Genomic DNA, 21,929 nt, shown 5'->3' on the forward strand with positions numbered 1-21,929 from the left:
CTTGTCGAAGGCGAGCAGCGTGACCCGCAGCGGTGGTTCGCGTCCGAGATCGAAGCGATACTGCGCGAGCTTCGTCGCCTCGCGCCTGACGATGGCGGGTCGCTTGTCCGCCGGCGCCGGCCTGAGCTTGATACGCTCGAAGCGCGGCGTCATCCGGCGCAGGCGCTGCACCGGCTCGCCATGCCGTTCGGTGAAGGTCGAGCGCAGGATGTCGTGGCGCGCGCAGATCGCGGCGACGCTGGCCTGGAGTGCCGCAACGTCGAGCGGGCCCGAGATCAGCGCGACCTCGACCACATTATAGTTGTAGCGGGTGCGGTCGAGGCGCGAGAGCAGATACATGCGCTGCTGCTGGAACGACAGCGGCGCTTCGGCCGTATCGGCACGACGCCATGCCGGAGTAGCGATATCGCCTCGGTTTGCGGCCGTCTCCACCAGTGCGGCGAGTGCGCTGACCGTCGGGTTGTCGAAAAGGTCCTCGAAGGAGAAATCGACGTTGAAACGCTCGCGCAGGCGCGAGCGCATTTGCGTTGCCGCAAGCGAATCCGCGCCGAGCGCAAAGACGTCCTGGTCGGTCCCGACCTCGGGCAGCTCCAGCACCTCGGCCCAGAGCTTTGCAAGCTGCGTCTCGATGTCCGAGCGCGGCAGCGTCGCGATCGCATTGGCCGGGACGTCCGCAATCAGCTCGGCCAGCGCATTGCGCTTGACCTTGCCGCTGGCGCCCTTGGGCAGCGCTGCGACGGCGCGGACGAGCCCCGGCACCTTGTAGGCCGCAAGCCGTTTGCGGGCGAATTGCCGCAAGGCCTCCGATCTCACCTTCGCCTCGGGCCGCAGCACGACGACGGCGGCGACGTTCTCGCCGAGTTTCTTGTGCGGAACGGCGAACACGCCGGCCTCCAGCACCTCAGGATGGGCGAGCAGCGCCTCTTCCACTTCGAGCGGTGAGATCTTTTGTCCGCCGCGGTTGATGACGTCCTTGATGCGGCCGACGATGAAGAGATAGCCGTCCTCGTCGAGATAGCCGAGGTCACCGGTGCGAAACCAGTCGCCGCGGAAGGACGCCCTGGTCGTCTCCTCGTCATTATAGTAACCGCGCGCCATGGTCGGCCCGCGCAGCATGATCTCGCCATGCTGGCCGGCGGGCAGCATCGCCCCGTCGGCATCCATGATCGCGATCTCGGGGCCTGCGGCACGGCCGACCGATCCGACCTTGCGTCGCTCGACCGGATTTGCCGCGATTTGAGATGCCGCCTCCGTCATGCCATAGGTCTCGATGACGGGGACGCCGAACATTGCTTCGAGCCCTTCAAGGATCGCGGGCGCGAGCGAGGACGAGGCCGAGCGGATCACGCGGAAGGGCGATCGCTCCGCGCGTTGCGGGTCCTGTTCGGCCGCGGTCAGCAGCGCGCGATGAATGGCCGGCACCGCCGTGTACCAGCTCGGCTGCAGCGCCTTCGTCCAGTCGAAGAACGAAATTGCATCGAATCCGCCAGTGCAGATCACGCTCGATCCGGCCGCCAACGCCGTGAACAGGCCGGAGATCAGGCCATGGGCATGGAACAGGGGCAGAACGTTGAGCAGGCGGTCGCGCGGTCCGAGCGACAACACTTGACCGGCATTGAAGGCGGATCGGCAAACCGCAGCCTGTGTCAGCGGCACCATCTTTGGCCGTGCCGCGGTGCCTGATGTCAGCAGGATGAACGCATCGTCCTCGGCGCGTGTGGCGCCGCCGGCAACGGCCGAGCCCACGGACGGTCCCGTCAGCTGATAGTCGCCGAGATTCTCATCCGGTCCGGGGATGAAGTCGATGACGGCGATGCCCAATGCCCTGGCCGCCTCGCGGCTCGCGGAATTCAGATCCGCGCGGGTGACGAGCGCTTTCAGCTTCAATTCGCTGAAATAGCGTTGCAGTTCGTCGGCCGTCAGATCCGGATTGATGGGAACGCAGGCGCACGACGCGGCAACCGCGATCAGGCCCAGCGCGGTGTCCGCTCCGCGCGGCAAAGCGACCGCGACCCGGTCGGCTGGGCCGATGCCGAGCCCGCGCAGGGTCCGGATCGCAGCCCCGGTGCTGTCATTGAGTGCCGCATAAGCAAGCGGCGGCCGTCCAGGTGCCATGACAGAGGGCGCGTGCGGCGTCGTGCGGGCATAAAAATCCAGCATTTCGCCGATGCACGCGAAGGCGGTTGTCTCGGGAATTCGACCGGCCGATCCCTCCGGCGATGGGCGTGCTGTATCCGACAATGCCGTGCCTTTTTGATTTGGTTGAGGTATTCTTCCAAAAATGTATTGAACGCGTCCAGTCCGAGGTGAACACTTGGCCCCCAAAATCTGTGGTTGAGGGCTTACCACCCTTCGACGGAGTGCAGTCGGGCGGAATCACCATGCTGGACAATGATCCGGGGACGATGACGGAAAGCGGCCTGAAGGACTGGCTCGAAGGCCTCGGCCTCGGCCAGTATGCCGAGCTTTTCGTCCAGCACCGTGTCGATCTCGACGTTATTCCCGACCTGACCGACGCCGATCTGGTCGAGCTCGGCCTGCCGCTCGGCGACCGCAAGCGCCTGCAGCGCGGTATCGCGACGCTGTTTCAGGCGCCTGCGGCGGAGCTCCCGGTCATCCCGGTGCGTCCGCCACCGCGCGCCGAGGCTGCCGAACGCCGGCAGCTCACCACCATGTTCTGCGACATGGTGGATTCGACGGGTCTCTCCGCCCAGTTCGACCCCGAAGACGTGCGCGACATGATCGCGAGCTTTCGCGAGACCTGCGTTCGCGTGGTCAAGCATTATGAAGGCTTTGCCGCCCGCTATGTCGGCGATGGCATTTTGGTCTATTTCGGCTATCCGACCGCGCACGAGGACGACGCCGAGCGCGCGGTGCGCGCGGGCCTCGAGATCGTGCGGGTCTTGTCCAGCGCCCGTGCCATCGAACCGCGCGGGTCGATCAGCCACGCGCCTGCGGTGCGCATCGGCATTGCGACCGGCCTCGTCGTGGTCGGCGATCTCGTCGGCCCCGGCACCGAGGAGCGCGACTCCGCTGTCGGCGAGACCGTGAACCTTGCGGCGCGGCTCCAGGGCCTCGCGCCCTCCAACGGCGTCGTCATCTCCTCCTCGACGCAGGCGCTGCTGCGCGGAAAGTTCGACTACCGCAATCTCGGTGCGCATGCGCTCAAGGGCATCGCAGAGAAGACGCAGGCCTGGCACGTGGTACGGGCGACGCGGAACGAGACCCGCTTTGCCGCGGCGATGGGCTCGAAGCTGACGCCGCATGTCAATCGCGAGGAGGAGATCGCGCTGCTGACGGCGCGTTGGCAGCAGGCCAAGGACGGCGACGGCCAGGTCGTCGTTCTCTTCGGCGAACCCGGCATCGGAAAGTCCCGCATCATCCAGGAAATCTTCGAGCGGCTCGGCAGCGGTCGCCACGGCCACGTCTCGTTCCAATGCTCGCCCTATTACACCTCGACCGCGTTCTATCCCTTCATCGAGCAGTTGAAATTCTCGTTGGGACTTGATCGCGAGGATGCGTCCGCACTGTCGCTGTCGAGCCTGGAGGCGGCGGTGGCCCAGGCCAATGTCGAGGTCGAGCAGGTGACGCCGCTGTTCGCAGCGCTCCTGTCGATCCCGACCGGCGACCGCTACCAGCCGCTCGAACTGTCGCCGCAGCAGCAGAAGGACGCGACCGTCTCGGCGCTGGTCAATCACCTCATTGGCCTCGCGAACGACCAGCCGCTGGTCGCCGTGTTCGAGGATCTGCACTGGATCGACCCGACCTCGCGCGAGGTCATCGATCTCCTCGTCGACAAGGTCCAGAACAAGCCGATCCTCGTCGTCATCACGGCGCGATCGGAATTCCAGCCGAGCTGGAACGCGCATTCGCACATCACGACGCTGGTCCTGAACCGCCTCAGCCGCCAGCTCCGCGCCACGCTGGTCGAACGCGTCGCCGGGAGCCGCGAACTGCCCAAGGAGGTCGTCGAGGAGATCATCGTCAAGACCGACGGCGTGCCGCTGTTCGTGGAGGAGCTGACCAAGACCGTTCTCGAATCCAATCTCCTGACCGAACGGCACGGCCGTTACGTGCTGTCGGGCCCGTGGCGGCAGCTTGCGATCCCGGCGACGTTGACGGATTCGCTGATGGCGCGCCTCGACCGCATGGGGCCGTTCAAGAAGATCGCGCAGATCGGCGCCACCATCGGCCGCGAATTTTCCTACGAGACGCTGCAGACGGTCGCCGACGCGCCGACCGACCAGATCGAGGCGGCGCTCAACCATCTGGAGGAGGCGGGGCTCATCATCCGCCGCGGCCATCCGCCGGAGGCGCTGTACTCCTTCAAGCACGTGATGATCCAGAACGCTGCGCATGACAGCCTGCTGCACAGCGAACGGCGCAGGCTGCATTCGCGCATCGCGCAGGTGCTGGCGCAGATGTATCCGGAGAAAACCGAGCGCGAGCCAGAGCTTCTTGCGCATCACCTCACCGAATCAGGACAGAGCGAGCCGGCCGCGAGCTTCTGGCTCAAAGCCGGCAAGCATGCCGCGCGGGCCGGCGCCAATCTGGAGGCAATCGGTCATCTCCGGCGCGGGCTCGGCGTCGTCCAGGCCAACGCCCGCATGCAGGGCGCCGACGAGATGGAGCTCGAGCTGCGCGTCGCGCTCGGCAATTCGCTGATCGCCGCCAAGGGCTACGCGGTCCAGGAGGTCGAGGAGAACTACATCCGCGCGCTCGAGCTCGGCCACCAGCTCGACGATGAGGAGAAGACCTTTGCCGCCACGCGCGGCCTCTGGGTCTGCCATTTCATCCGTGCCGATCTCACCCGCGCCCATGATCTCAGCGTCGAGCTGCTCAAATTCGCCAAGCGCGAGCGGCTGAACGAACGCGCGCTGCCGGCGCAGCAGACCGGCTATCTGATCGAGGCGCACCGCGCGATCGCGATGACGATGCTCTATCGCGGCCGCTTTGCGGCCTCGCAGCATCATCTGCATCGCTGCATCAATCTCTACAGCCCTGAGCTGCACAGCGATTTGATGGAGCGACACGGCACCGATCCCGGCGTCGTGTCGCTGTCCTATCTCGGCTATCTGCTCTGGTTCCTCGGCCGCCCGGACGCGGCGCGCCAGCACAGCGAGCAGGCCATCGCCAATGCCGAAAAGATTCGCCATCCCTTCACGCTCGCCTTTGCACTCGTGTTCGGCGCCTATCTCTGCCAGCATTTGCGCGACGTCGAAGGCACCCGCGATCATGCCAACCGCGCCATGATCATCGCCTCCGAGCACAATTTCCTGCACTGGAAGCAGCAGGCCGCGATCCTGCGCGGCTGGGCGCTGACGCAACTCGGCGAGATCGACGAAGGCCTGAGCCAGATGCGGGTCGGGCTCGACGAATATGAAGCGATGGATTCCTGGCTCGCCGGCTGCTGGTTCAAGTGCCTGCTCGCGGAAGCCTATGCCAAGGCGGGCCTGCACGATGCGGCGCTCCGCGCACTCGACGGTGCACATGCGATTGCGCGGCGCACCGGCGACCACTCCTATCTGGCCGAAGTCTACCGCCTGCAGGGCGAGATCACGCTCGCGGAGGGCGGCACGTCCTCGTACCGCGACGCCGAGGATCTGTTCGAGCTCTCGCTCGATATCGCGCGCAAGCAGAACGCGCTGTCCTGGGAGCTGCGGACCGCGATCAGTCTGGCACGGCTGTGGCGGGATGGCGGCAAGCGTGAGCAGGCGGCAGGCCTGCTGGCGCCGGTCGTCGCCAAGTTCAGCGAAGGTTTCCGCACGACGGACTTGAAGCAGGCCGCGCACTTGCTCGATGACGTCGAGGCCGGCCAGCACGCCGCCCCCGTCAAATGAGCGATCTCGCCGCTGCGCGTCAGCGCTATGCCGAGCTGATCGGCAAGCGCGAGCGGATTTCCTCATCGCGCCTGCTCGCGGCGCTCGCGACGGTGCCGCGCGAAAAATTTCTTGCCAAGGGGCCGTGGCGAATCAAGCGCGAGATGGCGCGCGACTATCGCCTCACGCCGGATGCCGACCCGATCCATCTTTATGACGACGTGCTGGTCGCGATCGACGCGCGCCGCCGGCTCGACACCGGACTGCCGAGCCTGTGGGCGCATTTCATCGACGTGCTCGATGTCGGCGCGAAACAGCGCGTGGTGCAGATCGGCTGCGGGCTGGGCTATTTCTCCGCCGTGCTGTCCGAGATGGTCGGGCCGAAAGGCAAGGTCATTGCGATCGAATGCGACGAGAAACTCGCCAGGCGCGCGGCCGTCAATCTGCGCAGCTACACCAATGTCGAGGTCGTCAGCGGCGACGGGGGCAGCGATATCGGCGGACCCGCCGACGTGATCATCGCCCATGCCGGCTTCTCGCATCCGCATCCGCACTGGCTCGACGCGCTGCGGCCGAAGGGGCGCCTGTTGGTGCCGCTGACGCAGCGCGACCGCGAAGGCACCGTGATCAGGATCTTGCGCAGGGGCAAGACGTTCGAGGCCGATCCCGTCAGGCAGATCCGGATCTTTCCCGGCCAGGGCCGCGGCGCAACCGCGCTCGACGATCAGGTCGCCGATTGGTGGGAGCGCGCCTCCACGCTCTCGCCATTGCGCTTCCGCAGGCTCGAGCAGGGATTGCCGTCGGACGGCTAGCTTAGCGTCCCAGCAGCGACGTAAACCCCGCGGGCTCCAGCATCACCTTGCGCGCCTCCAGCGACATCGGCTCGAAACGGCTGCCGTTGAAGACGCTCAGGCGTCCCTCGACGCCGCTCGAACCTGAATAGCAGCCTTCCGGCGTGTAGCTGACATAGCCTTCGTCGCCGAACCCGACCGCGGTCAGCAGCATGCGCTTTTCGGCGATGTCCCAGACTCGGATGGTGCGATCTTCGCTTGCCGAGATCAGCCGCGTGCCGCCGGGAAAGAACGCGACCGCTTCGACGTCTTCGAGATGGCCGGTAAAGCTCGCCAGCAAACGTCCGCTGTCGGCATCCCACAGATTGACCGATTTGTCGCGACCACCGCCGCCGGTGACGATGCGCTTGCCGTCCGCGGACCAGCTCGCCGACACCACATAATCCTTGTGGCCGACCAGCACGCGGGACGTGCCGCTCTTCACGTCCCACACCCGCGCCGAGCCGAACTCGCCATCCGAACCTGCCGAGACGAGGCGCGTGCCGTCGGGCGAATAGGCGACGCGCAGCGCCTTGCGGCCATAGGCGTCTTTCGTGTCGACCGTTCCGTTGAGACGATAGAACCGGATTTTTCCGTCAAAGCCGGCGGAGGCGAATTCGCCTGTACCCGACGGCGCGTAGCTCAGCGAGCGCACCGCCGACCTCGATGGGTCTGGACCCTGATGATCGAGCTTGCTCTTGGCGAGGCTCTTTGTCTGCCAGTTCCAGATCCGCACATAACCATCCTCGCCACCGGAGGCGAGGTATTTGAGCGAGGCCTCCGGCGTGAACGCGACCGAGAACTGTTTTACGCCGCCGGCATCGAAGGTGAAGCTCTCGCGATCGTTCCGGAGATCCCAGACCCTGACCTTGCCATCCCATCCGGCCGAAGCCAGCAATGTCCCGTCGGTCCAGTAGTCGAGCGAATAGACCGGGCCGCTATGTCCCCGCAGCACACGGCTGAGCCTGAAGGACGATGCGTCCCAGATCCGGATCAGGCCGTCGTCACCGGCGGTCGCAATCTCCCTGCCGGTCGGCGAGACCGCGATGGCGCGAAGCCTTGCGCCCTCGACGTCAGGCCGGATCGACACGGGAATGAAGGGGCCGCCGGCGGCATCATTGCCTCGCCGTGCAGTCCGGATCGTGCAGCTCGGCGCGGTTACCGCGGCCACACCTTTCTTCTCCGCTGGCGGACTCGTCGTCTCGACCGGTGCAACGATCGTTGGCGGAATGCCCGCGAGTTTTGGCGGGATGATCGGCGGCTTGGCAGCGTCCTGAATCGCAGGCGGAACGGGAGGGACCGGCGTGGGCGGCTTCTTCGGCTCGACGACGTTGGCCGTATCGATAGGCTTGGGCGGCGTTGCCGCAAGCTTGTTGCGCGCGACCCTGGCAAGTTCGGTGTAGAAGCCGCTCGGATGGGCCTTGATGTAGAGATCCCAGGCCTCGACGGTTCCGACACGCTCGGCGAATTCATAATCGCGCGACGCACTTGCATCAGCCGAGACAGCCGGAGGCGGCGGCGCCACGGCCGGTGCTTCCGGCCCCAGCACGACGTCGTCGCCACCGAGCGAGCCGTAGATGAATGGCTCCTGCTTGTTGTTGGTCGCGCGCATGACCTCGTCGCGCACATAGCCAAAGGCCTTGCGCAGGTCCAAACCGGGCTTTGCGAGATTGTTGGCGAGCGCAACCGCAAAGGGGCTGTTCTTGCCGTCGCCGTCGAGCGCGGTGTAGCCGGCCTTGGCCGCAAAGGCGACCATCGTGTTGGTGCTTGTCGGCTCCACCTTGGCGAGGCCGCCGCTGACGGCGCGCGAGGCAAGCGTCCGCTTCATGGTCTTGGAGAACGGGTTGTCGCGGCAGGCGTCGAGAATGACAAGGCGCAGCCGCTTCACCGGCTCGATGGCGACGAGCACGCGTTCGAGGCCGACGGCTTCGTCATAGACGTCGCTGTCGTTCTGCAGCAACGCGTCGGTCGGCACCAGATAATTGTTGCCGTCGATCTCGATGCCGTGGCCGGCATAATAGATCACGGCGATGTCGGCATTGCGTGCCTTGGCCGCGAAATCGCGCAAGGTACGCCGCATGTCCATCGCCGAGAGATCATTGTGGGCCTCGACGACCGCAAAACCGGCCTTCTTGAAGGTCTCGACCAGCAACGTCGCATCGCTGACCGGATTGGAGAGCCTTGGTGCGTGCTGATAGCTGGAATTGCCGATGACCAGCGCCACGCGCTGGTCGGCAACTGCATCGGCCGCTCCGGCCGCGAGGGCCAGCACGCCCACGACAAACAGACAAAATATCCGCATCACGGCCCCCAAAGCCGGGATCAATAATGGATGCGAGAATATCCGAGCCGACAGGCAATACAATTTCTATTTGAGTGGTAATGCCTGAGCGCCGCTATTGCAGGCGTGCCGCCACCTGCCGCGCCCGGCACACGAGATGATCGAGCGAGAACAGGCCCGGTCCGTAAGCCATGATGCCGAGCGCCATTGCGGCCCAGGTGATGTGGACCGGCCAGCCGTCCGGCACGGTGAGTTCGACGATCACGGTCATGACCAGTAGGCCCAGCGCGGCGAAGCGCGTGCCGAGGCCGAGGACCAGCAGGACCGGAAACAGGATTTCGCCGCATCCGGACATGAAGGCCATCGCCGTCGGCACCGGATAATGATAGGGGCCGCCGGGCAGATGCAGCATGAACTCGTCGCTGAACAGGGTCACGGCAACGTCGCTCAGCTTGAAAAAGCCGTTCCATTTGAGGATGCCGGAGCGCCAGAACGGCACGGCGAGTGCCAGGCGCAGCACGAGTTGCACCATCGACGGGGTGGCAAGCCTCTCGATCAGATGGTTGGCCTTGTCGAGGAGCGCGCCGGGCGAGGGAAGATTGCCGGCGGTCGCGATGCGTTGTTCCGAGATCATCATGCGTCTCCAGGCGTCAGCGAGGTGAATGCACCAGCCTCGAACAAGCCGGCGATGTTGGTGGCGAGGTCGAAGCCGGGCGTGTCCTCGAGCGCCGCGGCGGCGGCCTCGGCGAACATGCAGCCCGACATCAGGCAGGCCAGGAAGACCGCGCCGCCCGGCGGCAGCAGCTGCACGACGACGTCGGCGTCCGGCCGCGTGATCAGTGCGTCCTCCGGTACGGATCCGTCGATGCGGCCAGCGGTCCCGCCCGCGCGGTTGGCGGCAAAGATCGTGACCGCTGCAAACTGCGACCGCACCACGCGTGTCGCGGGATGGACGGTGAAGACCAGGCTGGCCAACCGGTCCGGCGCGAACGTCGCGAGCGCGGACGGCGGCAGCGGTTCCGCGTCGGCGGCATGATAGGCATCGAGCCAGGCCCGTTCGATGCGCGCGACGTCGGCAAGCCACGGCAGTGATCGCGCATGTTCGTAACGCGCGATGAAGTCGGGAAAGTCGCGGCCATAGTCGAACAGCAGCGGTGATGTCGGCGGGGTCTCGCGGACATGGAAGCGCGCCATGGCGCGGAAGAAATCTGCGCCCGTCAGCCGCTGCACGGCCGGGTAGATCGCCGCGAGCGCGTCGATCAGGCTGACCGTGACGTTGTTGCGATAGACGTTGTAGCATTTGATGGCCGACTTGCCGCGCGGCCCGGTCACGATGCCGGGGACTTCGCTGACAGGATCGAGCAAGGCCGGCGCGAACGCGGCCGCATAGGACGCGTGCGGTTCAGGCTGCATGACGCATCCCCCTGATATGATGGTCGAGAATGACTTGCGCGGCCGCAGCCTCCGCCTTCAGCACCGGCCAGTCCGGAATGTTGCTGTCCCATTCGATCAGCGTCGGAACGGGTCCGCGGCGCGCGATGACGATCTCGAACAGCTTCCAGACGGCGTCCGCGACCGGGCCGTCATGGCTGTCGATCAGCAACGTGCCTTCGTCGTCGCCTTGTTCGGTATGGCCGGCAAGATGAATCTCGCCGACGCGCTCCAGCGGGAAGTCGGCGAGATATTGCAGCGCCGAGTATCCGTGATTGGCCGCGGAGACGAAGACGTTGTTGACGTCGAGCAGCAGACCGCAGCCGGTCCGCTCGGCAACGTTGCGGATGAAATCGGTCTCGCACATCGTGGAGTTGCGGAACGCCACATAGGTCGAGGGATTTTCCAGGAGGATCGGCCGCCGGATCGCCTCCTGCACCTCGTCGATATGGTCGCAGACGCGTGCGAGCGTCGCCCTGGTGTAAGGCAGCGGCAGGAGATCGTTGAAGAAGCTGGTCTCGTGCGTCGACCAGGCCAGATGTTCTGACACCAGCGCCGGCTGGTAGCGCGCGACCAGGCCGCGGAAACGCGCCAGATGCGCGCGGTCGAGCGGAGCCGGGCCGCCGATCGACATGCAGACGCCGTGCAACGAGAGGGGGTGATCCCGGCGTAGTCGTTCCAGCATGCGATGCGGCGGTCCGCCCGCACCCATGTAATTCTCGGCGTGGACCTCGAAGAAGCCGCGCTGTGGGCCTTCGTCGAGGATTTTGGCGAAGTGCCCGGGCTTGAAGCTCGTCCCGGCGACGCCGCCGGGGGAGAACGAAAAGCGGAGGGGAATGGCCGCGGACGTCCGGGGCTTGATCGCTGCGTCCATGTCGCTCCTCCGCTGTTGTGGTGTTGCGCTTGCTGCGTCGTCTCAGACCGGCTTGAGCGAGCCCTTCTTGCCGCCGGGCAGCTCGATGGTGGTGCAGGTGCCGCCCTGCACGAACTTCCAGGCATTGCCCTGGAAATCGACGGTCGAGGTGCCCTGGCAGGTCGTGCCCGGTCCGGCCGCGCAATCGTTTTGGCCCTTCAGTGCGACGCCAAAACACTTTTCCTTCTTGGCGGCGGTCGCGGCTTCCGCCTCGGCCTTGGTCAGGGGGCCGGCGACGGCGAGCGTTGCGAGCGCGGTCGAGACGGCGCCGGCAAGGACGAGCGAGCTGATGGTGGCTTTGGCAGACATGAGATTTCTCCTCTTGGATGGGGCGATGGGCCCCTTGTCTCGTTCGTCCCCGCCGCAGCCGCCGTTACCGGGGCAACCGCTCACGAGTCTGTGAGACCGTTGGGTGACGCGCACGACGCCGTGCGCTTGGGAGCCGATTTGCGGCAAAAACCGCCGGCAGCGCCAATGCCTTGTCCCTATGGAGACGTTAGCCGGCGGGCATTGGCCCCGGGTCCGGGCGTCTGCGAGATGTAACGAATGGCTGCGCGCCTGCGTAAGGAGGTACCAGTCGACCTCTCGCGAACCTGCCGGATCGAGCCATGATCGCCAGCCCCAGACGACCCCCATCAGGTCCGGCCATCCAGCGGCTGACGGTCAGCATTCGTCTTGCGGTCTCGGCGCTGGTCCTGACCGCGATCCTCCTGACCGCGGCGCTGTCGAGCCTGTTGTGGTGGCGCACCGCGGAGGCGACCAGCCGGCAACTGGCCTCCACCATCAACGAGCAGATCGTCGCCGCCGTGCGCAAGGAAGTCGCCGCGATCGTCGACGAAGCGCGCGCGGCGCACACCGCGATCCGCACGCTGTTCCTGCAGAACGTGCTCGACACCCGCGAAGCCGACAAGCGCGAATTCGTGTTCCTGTCGCAACTGCAATCGCAGGCGACGATCTCCTGGGTCGCATTCGGCTGGCCCGACGGCGCCTTCTTCGCCGCGCACAAGCTCGGCGACAACAGGCTCGAGATGATGGAGATCTCGCTCACCGATCATGCCGGGGAGCGCCGGGTCGACGAATATGACGTGGTGCCCGGCGACATCGAATTCGCCAACCGCCGCTTCGAGCCGACCGATTTTCGCGTCGCCGACCGCACCTGGTTCAAGACCGGAATCAAGGCCGAGAATCCCGAATGGTTCAAGGTCACGGACCATCCGATCGGCGATCGCCCGTCGATTGCCTTCGCGGGCCCCATCGACGTCTATCAGGAGCGGCAGGGCGTCCTTGCCATCATCATCGAATATACGCGGCTCGCGCGCTTCCTGTCCCAGCTCGAGGTCGGGCGCACCGGAACGGCCTTCATTTTCGACGGCAGCGGCGAGCTCGTGGCGGCGCCCGACAAGGAGGCCGATGAACTGCATCCGGCGCGCGGCGATCAGACGACGCTGCTGCCGCTGGCGAAAATGGCGCTGGCCAAGGCCGGCACCGATAAGGAAGCCTGGCGCAGCCGACTCACCTCCGGCGGCGAGGCCTATGAAGTCGCGCTCACGCCGCTGCCGTTTCCCGGCTGGCGGCTCGCGACCGTGATTCCCGAGGCCGAGTTTCTCGGCCCCGTCGAGACCACACTACAGCGTTTGATCATCGGCCTCGCCATCGGCGCGGTGCTCGCAGCACTTGCCTCCGCCCTGCTCGCGCGCACGGTGATCGCCACGCCGCTCTCCCGCGTCGTCGGCGAGATCCGCCATGTCGAGACCTTTGCGCTGGAGCTGGTGCGCCGTCATCCCTCGCGGCTGAAGGAGATCGCGAGCCTGTCGGGCGCGATCGCCGAGATGGCCGCCGGCCTCTCGGCGTTCCGAAAGTTCATCCCGGCCGATCTCGTCCGCGCGCTGCTGCGCCAGGGCGTCGAGGCAAAACCAGGTGGCGCGATCCAGGAATTGAGCGTGATGTTCGTGGATGTTGCCGGCTTCACCAGGCTTTCAGAGCGCATGGGCGACCGGGTCGTGCCGCTCTTGTCGCGCTATCTCGATCTCGCCTCGGAAGTCGTCGTCGCCAATGGCGGCACCATCGACAAGTTCATCGGCGATGCCGTGATGGCGTTCTGGGGCGCGCCGCAGCCGCAGGCCGATCACGCCGCGCGCTGTTGCCGCGCCGCGCTCGGTATCCAGCGCGCGATGGCGGAATCTGGCCTCGTCGACGATCTCGGCCATCCCCTCCAGATTCGCATCGGCATCAACTCGGGGCGCATGCTGGTCGGCAATATCGGTTCCGAGCTGCGGCTCAACTACACCGTGATCGGCGACGCCGTGAACGTGGCCAGCCGTCTGGAAAGCGCCAACAAAAGTTACGGTACGCAGATATTGATCGGCGAAGCGACGGAGCGCCTCGCGCGCGGCGCCATCGTCGCGCGTGAGATCGACAGCATCGCGGTTTACGGCCGCGAGGAGGGTATCGCCGTTCATGAACTGATCGGACTTGCGGGCGAGGCAGGCGCCGAGCGCGAGGCGGCAGGCTGGATCGCGCGTTACGAGCGCGGCCTTGCCAAATATCGCGACCGCGATTTCGAGGGCGCGATCGCCGACTTCGATGCAGTGCGGGATGCGCGCGCCGATGACCGCCCGGCCGCAATCATGCGCGAACGTTGCAGTCACCTGCTCCAGATCGGGATCGATACCACATGGCGGCCGGTTGCGGCGCTCACTTCAAAATGAACAGCGTGCAGGGGGCATTGCGAAGGCGCCGACGCTCGCGCATAGTCGGGCCGTTATAGTCTTTTGACCCGCCTGGAGTTCGTTTCGGAGACATTTATGAAGCCGTGGGTTCGGCGTCTTGGACAGGGAGCATTGCTGCTCGTGATCTGGGGCGCGATCTTCGAGATCGGCCTGCGGGTGCAGCAGTATTTCGGTCCGCTCGACGATCTCGAAATGGAGAGTGTCAGCCTGAACTGGGAATCCGACGTCCTCAATCACAAGCCGGCCCCGGAAAAGCAGAACCTGTGCATCTACGGCGATCTGACCGGATTCAGCTATGACAGGCAGTTCGATGCAAACGGCATCAGGATCATCGATGACAAGGCGTTGCTGGCCGGGTGCCGCAAGCCGATGTCGGTGCTGTTCATGGGCGATTCCTTCATGGAGGGCTATGACGACGAGAACACCTTGCCCTACCAGGTCGCGAAATATTTCAGGAAAGAGCGCGACATCTGCCTGAAGACCCACAACGCCGGATACACCTCCTATTCTCCGTCCATCTTCATCCCGCAGGCCAAGAAGCTGCTGCCGATCGTGCGCCCTGACTATATCGTCGTCGATGTCGACGAGACCGACCTCTACGACGACTTCGCACGCTATCGCAAACTGATCGTGCGCAACGAGCGCGGCCAGAACGTCGGCGTCAAGGCCTCGCCCATCGGACACGAGTGCAGTGTCGGCCTGATGGAGGCGCGCAAGCATCCGCTCTATCTGCAGCGGTTCGCGGCAAAGGCCTGGCTCTCCCTCGTCCACATGCCCGCGGTGACCAAAAAATACCGGTCGGACGACGACCTCGCGCTGTTCGGCTATTCGAGCGACCAGGGCAGCAACCTCGAGCAGAAATATGCGGCGCCGCTGGCGACGTTCAAGCACAATCTGCAGGAACTGGCCGACGTGCTCAAGGGTTACACCGGCGACGGCAGCCGGGTGCTATTCATCTTCCATCCGCATCTGGAGAATCTGCAGCCCGATGCCGACGGCCGCGTGTGGAACGATCTCGTCTCCTCCACCGTGCGCGCGATGTGTGCCGACAACGGCTTTCTGTTCTTCAACGCAACCGCGACATTGAAGCAGCGGTTCGGCGGCAAGCCGGAGGAGTATTATTGGCCCGGCGACATGCATTTCAGCTTCGAAGGGCTGGAGGAATATTCCAACGCGGTGGCCGCCTTCATGGCGTCGGAGATGATCAAGCCGCACGACTGAACGGGCCGCCGCTGCGGCAAAACCTTTCGGGGCGAGATGGAATGGAGCACGACAATGCGAACGACACTGCTGGCCATGCTGATCCTTCTGGGCGCCGCGTCCGCCGCAAGGGCGGATTATGACTATCCCTGGTGCGTCTATGGCGGAGAGCTCGGCGCTTCCGGCGACTGCATGTACTCGACCAGGGAGCAATGCCTTTGGTCGGCTTCCGGCCGATCGAACGTCTATTGCGATATCAACCGACGCTTGAAGTTCAGGCAGCAGGCTTCGCCCAAGAGCAAGCAGCAGGTGCGCTGACGGAGGCTGCGATTGCAGTCGATGCCGGTCGCGGGTTGAGCAGCGAAACTGCTCAGCCCGAGTCTGGCAACGTCATCGACATCTCCGTCGTGCGACGCCATCCGGGCTATTCGTACGTCCGCGCCACTGTCACCGGCCGATACGTCGCCGTGCAACGCCCTGTCGGCTGATTAATCATGCGCACTCCCGCTCATCTCCACGCGCCGTACTGTTCGCGCACGATAGGCCTGTGCAGTCGTGGCGATCAGCGTGAGGACAATAAGAGTGGGCGTTCCGCGCGATCCGGATCACGCATTGAACGTTCAGTAAAACTAGGTTGCTAAACAAATTTCGCGTGTTCCGCCGATGCGTAGTGAGGGGCAGGTTTAGTCGCGCATTGATGCGGACAAGCCGCTGAAACGCCGCACATCCTATAATTTCGCTGCAATGCGATACGCGCTGCATAAGCGCCAGCGCGCCAAGATTCTTTCTACGCGCTCCCAAAAACCGGCTTGACGGTCTCCGGAATTTAGTAATAGGTTTAGTATTACAGAAAAGATAAACATCGCGCATCGAGCCGTGTGCGGAGGAGCCCAAGCCATCCGGACCTCGAGGTCCGGAGACGGTCCGTCTCGTCCTCATCATCGCTCATCAACTCGGTTTCAGGGTCTCGGCGTCGTCCAGAAGGCGCGCGCCGATCGGGTTATGTGCTCCAACGATAGAGAGGAAACGGACATGCGAAGATTGAATTGGCTACGCAGTACGGCGGCGTCTGCGGTCCTTGCGGCCGCAGCACTTGGGGGCCTCGGTGGCGGCGAAGCTGCAGCGCAGGGCAAGCAGCTCACGCTGTGCTGGGCGGCATGGGACCCGGCGAACGCCCTGGTCGAACTGGGCAAGGATTTTACCAAGCAATCCGGCATCGAGATGAAATACGAGTTCGTCCCGTGGACGAGCTATGCCGATCGCTTCCTCAACGAGCTCAACTCCCACGGCAAGCTTTGCGATCTCATCATCGGCGACAGCCAGTGGATCGGCGGCGCTGCCGAGAACAAGTGGTACGTCAAGCTCAACGACTTCTTCGCCAAGGAGAAGATCTCGATGGACGATTTCGTCCCGGCGACGGTCGTCGGCTACTCGCAGTGGCCGAAGGGCTCGCCGAACTATTGGGCGCTGCCGGCGATGGCCGATGCGGTGGGCTGGACCTATCGCAAGGACTGGTTCTCGCGTCCTGAAATCCAGTCGGCCTTCAAGGCCAAATACGGCCGCGACCTGGCGCCGCCAAAGACCTATGACGAGCTGAAGCAGGTCGCGGAGTTCTTCCAGGGCCGCGAGATCGACGGCAAGAAGGTCTACGGCGCCTACATTTTCACCGAGCGCGGCTCCGAAGGCATCACCATGGGCGTGACCAACGTGCTCTACAATTACGGCTTCAGCTACGACAACCCGAAGAAGCCGTACCAGATGCAGGGCGTTGTCAACTCCGCCGACGCGGCCAAGGGGCTCGAGTTCTACAAGGAGCTCTACAAGTGCTGCACCGCGCCCGGCATGACCAACGCCTACATGCAGGAAGGCCTCGACGCCTTCAAGTCCGGCCAGGTGGCGATGCAGATGAACTGGTTCGCCTTCTTCCCCGGCCTCTACAAGGATCCGAATGTCGGCGGCGACAAGATCGGCTTCTTCGTCAATCCGGCGGGTCCGAACGGACACTTCACCCAGCTCGGCGGCCAGGGCATCTCCGTGGTCGCGACCTCCGAGCGCAAGGACGACGCGCTCACCTACATCAAGTGGTTCGCGCAGCCCGCCGTGCAGCAGAAATGGTGGCAGCTCGGCGGCTACTCGGCGCTCAAGGCCGTGGTCGATGCGCCCGACTTCCCGAAGAGCGCGGCGTTCGCCCCGCAATTCTTGGAGTCGATGGGCATCGTCAAGGACTTCTGGGCCGAGCCGTCCTACGCGCAGTTGCTGCTCGACATGCAGAAGCGCGTGCATGACTACGTCGTCGCCGACAAGGGCACGTCGCAGCAGGCGCTCGACCTCCTGGTCAAGGACTGGACCAAGGTGTTCAAGGAGCAGGGCAAGCAGGTCGCCTCGCAGTAGGTACTCGGACTTCATCACCCGAACCGGTTTCCCCGAGGGCCGTCCTCGGGGAAACCGCCCCCAGCCAGCCGATGGACAAGATGACCACGATCACTCAACCCGATGATGCCGCAATTTCCGGCATGGGCGCGGCCGCGAGAGCCCGGACCACGCGACGCGTGCGCGGCCTGTCGGACCGCACCATCGCCTGGCTGTTCGTCGCGCCGACGATCGCGCTGCTGCTCGCGATCAACATTTTTCCGCTGGTCTGGATGATCCGGCTGTCCTTCACCAGCCTCAATCTCAGCATGTCCTATCTGCCGCTGCGGTTCGTCGGGCTGGACAATTTCACCGATATTCTCGGCGACGAGGACGTCTGGCTCCGCCTGCAGACCACCGCACAATTCGTGATCTCTTCGGTGGCGCTCCAGGTGATCATCGGGTTCGGCCTCGCGCTGCTGATCAACCGCCAGTTCCGCGGTCACTCTTTCTGGACCACGATCATCCTGTTGCCGATGATGTTGTCGCCGGCCGTGGTCGGCAATTTCTGGACGCTGCTGCTGCAGCCGCAGATCGGCCCGTTCAATTATCTGATCAGCCTGTTCACCGGCGTGCCGCCGAGCTCCTTCAGCATGACCGGGCAGGTCGCGCTCGCGCCCTGGACCATCGTGCTGGTCGATACCTGGATGTGGGCCCCCTACGTGATGCTGATCTGCCTCGCCGGGCTGCGCTCCATTCCCGACTACATTTACGAGGCCGCCGAAGTCGATCGCGCCTCGGCCTGGCGGCAATTCTGGTCGATCACGCTGCCGATGACGGTGCCGTTCCTGATGCTCGCGGTGCTGTTCCGCGCCATCGAGAACTTCAAGATGTTCGACATGGTCAACCTCCTGACGTCGGGCGGGCCGGGCTCGACCACCGAGCTGGTGTCGATCACGCTCAAGCGCGCCGCGTTCGAGAAATGGCGCACCGGCTATTCCTCGGCGCTCGCCATCATCCTGTTCGTGACCGTGTTCGGTGCCGCCAACATCTACGTCAAAGCGCTCAACAAGGTGAAGCAACGATGACATCCGCTGTCGCCAGTTCCACCGCGCACTCCATCGTCGAGGCCTCGCCGCGTTCGAAGGCTTTCGCCAGCGCTCTCGTGATCCTCTACGCCGTGATCACGATCCTGCCGCTGCTCTGGATCGTCGCCACCGCATTCAAGTCGCAGAGCGATGCCATCGCCTATCCGCCAAAGGTGCTGTTCGAACCGACGCTCGAGGGTTACGTCAATTTGTTCACGGTGCGCACCCGCCAGACGCCGGACTTCATCGCAAAGCTGCCGCCGCCGGAAACCTGGTACGACAAGCTCGTGCGCGAGCGTGACATGGTCATCGCCGGACCGTCCAAGGTGGTGCCGCGCTTCGTCAACTCGCTGATCATCGGTTTTGGCTCGACGTTCCTCGCCGTCTTCCTCGGCACGTTGGCTGCCTACGCGTTCTCGCGCTTTCGTATTCCGCTCGCCGACGATCTCCTGTTCTTCATCCTGTCGACGCGCATGATGCCGCCGGTCGCGGTCGCGATCCCGATCTACCTGATGTACCGGCAGCTCAACCTGACCGACACCAGGCTCGGCATGATCCTGCTCTATACGGCGGTCAACGTCTCGCTCGCGGTCTGGCTGCTCAAGGGCTTTATCGACGAGATTCCGCGCGAGTATGAGGAGGCCGCGCTGGTCGACGGCTACACGCGCCTTCAAGCCCTGCGCAAGGTGGTGCTGCCGCAGGCTGTCACGGGCATCGCTGCGACCGCGATCTTCTGCCTGATCTTCTCCTGGAACGAGTATGCCTTCGCGGTTCTCCTCACGAGCGGCGAAGCGCAGACCATGCCGCCCTTCATCCCCTTCATCATCGGTGAAGGCGGGCAGGACTGGCCGGCGGTCGCCGCCGCCACCACGCTGTTCGTCGTCCCGATCGTCCTGTTCACCGTGCTGCTGCGCAAGCATCTGCTCCGCGGCATCACCTTCGGAGCGGTGCGCAAATGAGCAATTCGGAAATTGCCAGGCACGGCATCTCGCGCTGGTTCCGTCGTGGACCCTGGGAGTCTGTTGCGATGACCCTGATCGGCGGCGGCATCATCATGCTGGTGCAGCCCGTCTCGATCGATCTCTACAGCTATTCCTTCGTGACGATCCTCGCCGGCACGGTCGGCTACGTCATCGTCAGCCATTTTCCGGAGTAGGGCGGTCATGGCACAGATCCGCGTCGAAAACCTGAGAAAATCGTTCGACCAGTTCACCGCCGTGCACGGCTCGAACTTCACCATCGATGACGGCACCTTCTTTGCGATGCTCGGCCCGTCCGGCTGCGGCAAGACCACCACGCTGCGCATGATCGCGGGCCTCGAGCTGCCGACCGAAGGAAAGATCCTGCTCGACGGCGAAGACGTCACCTTCCGCCGCGCCGCCGCGCGTGACATCGCCTTCGTGTTCCAGCTCTTTGCGCTCTATCCGCACATGAACGTCGCCGACAACATCGGCTTCCCCCTGAAGTGCCAGGGCATGGGAAGGACGGAGATACGCCAGCTTGTGCAGGAGACGGCAAAACTGCTGCGGATCGAGCATCTGCTCTCGAGCAAGACCTCCAAATTGTCCGGCGGCGACCGCCAGCGCGTCGCGCTCGGCCGCGCCATGGTGCGGCGGCCAAAGGCGTTTCTGATGGACGAGCCGCTCGGCGCGCTCGATGCCGAATTTCGCCACCTGATGTGCGGCGAGCTGCGCGACCTGCACGACCGCATCGGCGCCACCACCGTCTACGTCACCCATGACCAGCTCGAGGCGATGTCGATGGCAGACCAGATCGCGATCATGAACAAGGGACGCGTCGAACAGATCGGCTCGCCGCAGGAGGTCTACGATCGGCCCGCGAGCATGTTCGTCGCCGACTTCATCGGCTCGCCGCCCATGAATTTTTTGCGCTTCGAAGGTGGTCTCCACTCCGGCGATCGTGCCGTCAACTTTCACGACACGATCATTGCGGTGCCGGAGATCCGCGAGGATCGCGCGAGCGCGCCGCTGGCGTTCGGCATCCGGCCCGAGCACATCCGCTTCACTGACGCTGCGCCCGTCCGCGGTGAGGTGTTTGGCGCAGAGTATCTCGGCACCACGCAGATCGTCACCGTCGACACCGCGCATGGCCGCATCGCGGCGCGGCTGCCCTCCAGCACGTCGGTGCGGATCGGCGAGCGGGTGGGGCTCGAATTCCGCTCCGAGCGTGTCTCGCTGTTCGATGTCGGCAGCGGGCTCGCGATCCAGACCGCCTTTGAGGGGAGTGCACGCCATGGCTGACGTCGGCTTGCGTAACATCAGCAAGCGTTTTGGCGCAACGCAAGCCGTGCACGAGCTTTCGCTGACCATCAGCGACGGCGAGTTCGTGGTGCTGCTCGGGCCGAGCGGCGCCGGCAAGACCACGACCTTGCGGCTGATCACGGGGCTCGAGACGCCCGACAGCGGCTCGGTCATGATCGACGGCCGCGACGTGACGCAGGATCCGCCGGGATCGCGCGACATCGCCTTCGTGTTCCAGCAATACTCGCTGTATCCCCATCTCTCGGTCTACGACAATCTGGCCTTCCCGCTGCGCTCGCCGGCGCGCCGCGTGCCGGAGCCGATCATCCGCAAGCGCGTCGAGCAGACCGCGGAGCTGTTGCATATCGCAAGCAAGCTGAACAACCGCGCGACACGACTGTCCGGCGGCGAGATGCAGCGCGTCGCCATCGGCCGCGCACTGGTCCGCGATCCCTCGATCTATCTGATGGACGAGCCGCTCTCCTCGCTCGATGCAAAGCTTCGCGCCGAGCTGCGGCTCGAGCTCAAGCGCATCCAGCTCGAGCTTGGCTCCACCATTCTCTACGTCACGCATGACCAGGTCGAGGCGATGACCATGGCGTCGCGAATCGGTGTCATCAGGGACGGCCGGCTCCTGCAGCTCGGCACGCCCCGGGAGATCTATGAAAGCCCCGCCGACAGCTACGTCGCCTCGCGCCTCGGCACGCCGCAGATCAACTTCCTGTCCGCGGGCCTGTTGTCAGACATTCCGGTGCCGCCGGGAACGGAGACGGTCGGCATCCGCACCGAGCATTTGCGTCTTGCCGCGCGCAACGGGGGCGGCATGGTCGGCCGCATCCACCGCGTCGAGCACCTCGGGGAGCAGAATCACGTTCACCTGGACTATAAGGGCAAGATGCTGGTGACGCTTGCGGATCCGCACCAGCCGCTGCACGCCGGCCAGGAGGTCGAATTGCAGCTCGAGAATCCGCTGTGTTTCGACCGCGCCGGGCAGCGCCTGCCCGCGATGGCTCATTGAGAGGATCAAA

General features: G+C 64.7%; 17 protein-coding genes. 11 read left to right on the forward strand and 6 right to left on the reverse strand.

Annotated features, from left to right (window positions below; all coding sequences use genetic code 11):
* On the reverse strand, positions 1-2,241 hold a 2,241-nt coding region (locus tag C2U70_RS04830; protein WP_433960661.1), incomplete at its 3' end, for an AMP-binding protein.
* 140 nt (positions 2,242-2,381) lie between these two features.
* On the opposite strand from C2U70_RS04830, the gene C2U70_RS04835 reads away from it, so the two are divergent.
* Positions 2,382-5,840, forward strand: coding sequence for an AAA family ATPase (locus C2U70_RS04835; RefSeq protein WP_140976723.1), 3,459 nt, complete (start codon positions 2,382-2,384; stop codon positions 5,838-5,840).
* On the forward strand, positions 5,837-6,631 hold the full coding sequence (locus C2U70_RS04840; protein WP_140976724.1) for a protein-L-isoaspartate O-methyltransferase family protein: 795 nt from the start codon (positions 5,837-5,839) through the stop codon (positions 6,629-6,631). The genes C2U70_RS04835 and C2U70_RS04840 overlap by 4 nt, the downstream gene beginning before the upstream one ends.
* 1 nt (position 6,632) lies before the next feature.
* Here the strand turns inward: C2U70_RS04840 and C2U70_RS33855 are convergent, their stop codons facing one another.
* From C2U70_RS33855 to C2U70_RS04865, 5 genes are all read right to left on the reverse strand, one after another.
* Positions 6,633-8,951 (reverse strand): caspase family protein, encoded by a 2,319-nt coding sequence (locus tag C2U70_RS33855; RefSeq protein WP_140976725.1) that lies wholly within the window; start codon positions 8,949-8,951, stop codon positions 6,633-6,635.
* A 94-nt stretch (positions 8,952-9,045) separates the two neighbouring features.
* Positions 9,046-9,564 (reverse strand): DoxX family protein, encoded by a 519-nt coding sequence (locus C2U70_RS04850; protein WP_140976726.1) that lies wholly within the window; start codon positions 9,562-9,564, stop codon positions 9,046-9,048.
* Positions 9,564-10,343, reverse strand: coding sequence for an HvfC/BufC N-terminal domain-containing protein (locus C2U70_RS04855; RefSeq protein ID WP_140976727.1), 780 nt, complete (start codon positions 10,341-10,343; stop codon positions 9,564-9,566). The genes C2U70_RS04850 and C2U70_RS04855 overlap by 1 nt, the downstream gene beginning before the upstream one ends.
* On the reverse strand, positions 10,333-11,235 hold the full coding sequence (gene bufB / locus C2U70_RS04860) for an MNIO family bufferin maturase (RefSeq protein ID WP_140976728.1): 903 nt from the start codon (positions 11,233-11,235) through the stop codon (positions 10,333-10,335). The genes C2U70_RS04855 and bufB overlap by 11 nt, the downstream gene beginning before the upstream one ends.
* Before the next feature lie 42 nt (positions 11,236-11,277).
* Complete coding sequence (locus C2U70_RS04865; protein WP_140976729.1) at positions 11,278-11,583, reverse strand: BufA1 family periplasmic bufferin-type metallophore; 306 nt, start codon at positions 11,581-11,583, stop codon at positions 11,278-11,280.
* A gap of 299 nt (positions 11,584-11,882) precedes the next feature.
* On the opposite strand from C2U70_RS04865, the gene C2U70_RS04870 reads away from it, so the two are divergent.
* From C2U70_RS04870 to C2U70_RS04910, 9 genes are all read left to right on the forward strand, one after another.
* Positions 11,883-13,982, forward strand: coding sequence for an adenylate/guanylate cyclase domain-containing protein (locus C2U70_RS04870; protein ID WP_140976730.1), 2,100 nt, complete (start codon positions 11,883-11,885; stop codon positions 13,980-13,982).
* A 96-nt stretch (positions 13,983-14,078) separates the two neighbouring features.
* Positions 14,079-15,224, forward strand: coding sequence for an SGNH/GDSL hydrolase family protein (locus tag C2U70_RS04875; RefSeq protein ID WP_140976731.1), 1,146 nt, complete (start codon positions 14,079-14,081; stop codon positions 15,222-15,224).
* A 54-nt stretch (positions 15,225-15,278) separates the two neighbouring features.
* The gene (locus tag C2U70_RS04880) at positions 15,279-15,521 is read left to right on the forward strand and encodes a DUF3551 domain-containing protein (protein ID WP_186294067.1); all 243 of its coding nucleotides are present in this window, start codon (positions 15,279-15,281) and stop codon (positions 15,519-15,521) included.
* 714 nt (positions 15,522-16,235) lie between these two features.
* Complete coding sequence (locus C2U70_RS04885; protein WP_140976733.1) at positions 16,236-17,594, forward strand: ABC transporter substrate-binding protein; 1,359 nt, start codon at positions 16,236-16,238, stop codon at positions 17,592-17,594.
* Between the two features lie 122 nt (positions 17,595-17,716).
* A complete protein-coding gene (locus tag C2U70_RS04890) occupies positions 17,717-18,640 on the forward strand; it encodes a carbohydrate ABC transporter permease (RefSeq protein WP_186294068.1) in 924 nt (307 codons plus the stop codon).
* Positions 18,637-19,599: a carbohydrate ABC transporter permease gene (locus C2U70_RS04895; protein WP_140976735.1), complete on the forward strand. Its 963-nt coding sequence runs from the start codon at positions 18,637-18,639 to the stop codon at positions 19,597-19,599. The genes C2U70_RS04890 and C2U70_RS04895 overlap by 4 nt, the downstream gene beginning before the upstream one ends.
* Positions 19,596-19,796, forward strand: a complete 201-nt coding sequence (locus tag C2U70_RS04900) for a hypothetical protein (RefSeq protein WP_140976736.1) — start codon at positions 19,596-19,598, stop codon at positions 19,794-19,796. Before C2U70_RS04895 ends, C2U70_RS04900 begins: the two co-directional genes overlap by 4 nt.
* Before the next feature lie 7 nt (positions 19,797-19,803).
* The gene (locus C2U70_RS04905) at positions 19,804-20,901 is read left to right on the forward strand and encodes an ABC transporter ATP-binding protein (RefSeq protein WP_140976737.1); all 1,098 of its coding nucleotides are present in this window, start codon (positions 19,804-19,806) and stop codon (positions 20,899-20,901) included.
* Positions 20,894-21,919, forward strand: coding sequence for an ABC transporter ATP-binding protein (locus tag C2U70_RS04910; protein ID WP_140976738.1), 1,026 nt, complete (start codon positions 20,894-20,896; stop codon positions 21,917-21,919). The genes C2U70_RS04905 and C2U70_RS04910 overlap by 8 nt, the downstream gene beginning before the upstream one ends.
* Positions 21,920-21,929 lie beyond the last annotated feature (10 nt).

The organism is Bradyrhizobium guangdongense (genome assembly GCF_006483445.1).
GTDB classification, from domain to species: Bacteria; Pseudomonadota; Alphaproteobacteria; order Rhizobiales; family Xanthobacteraceae; genus Bradyrhizobium; species Bradyrhizobium guangdongense_A.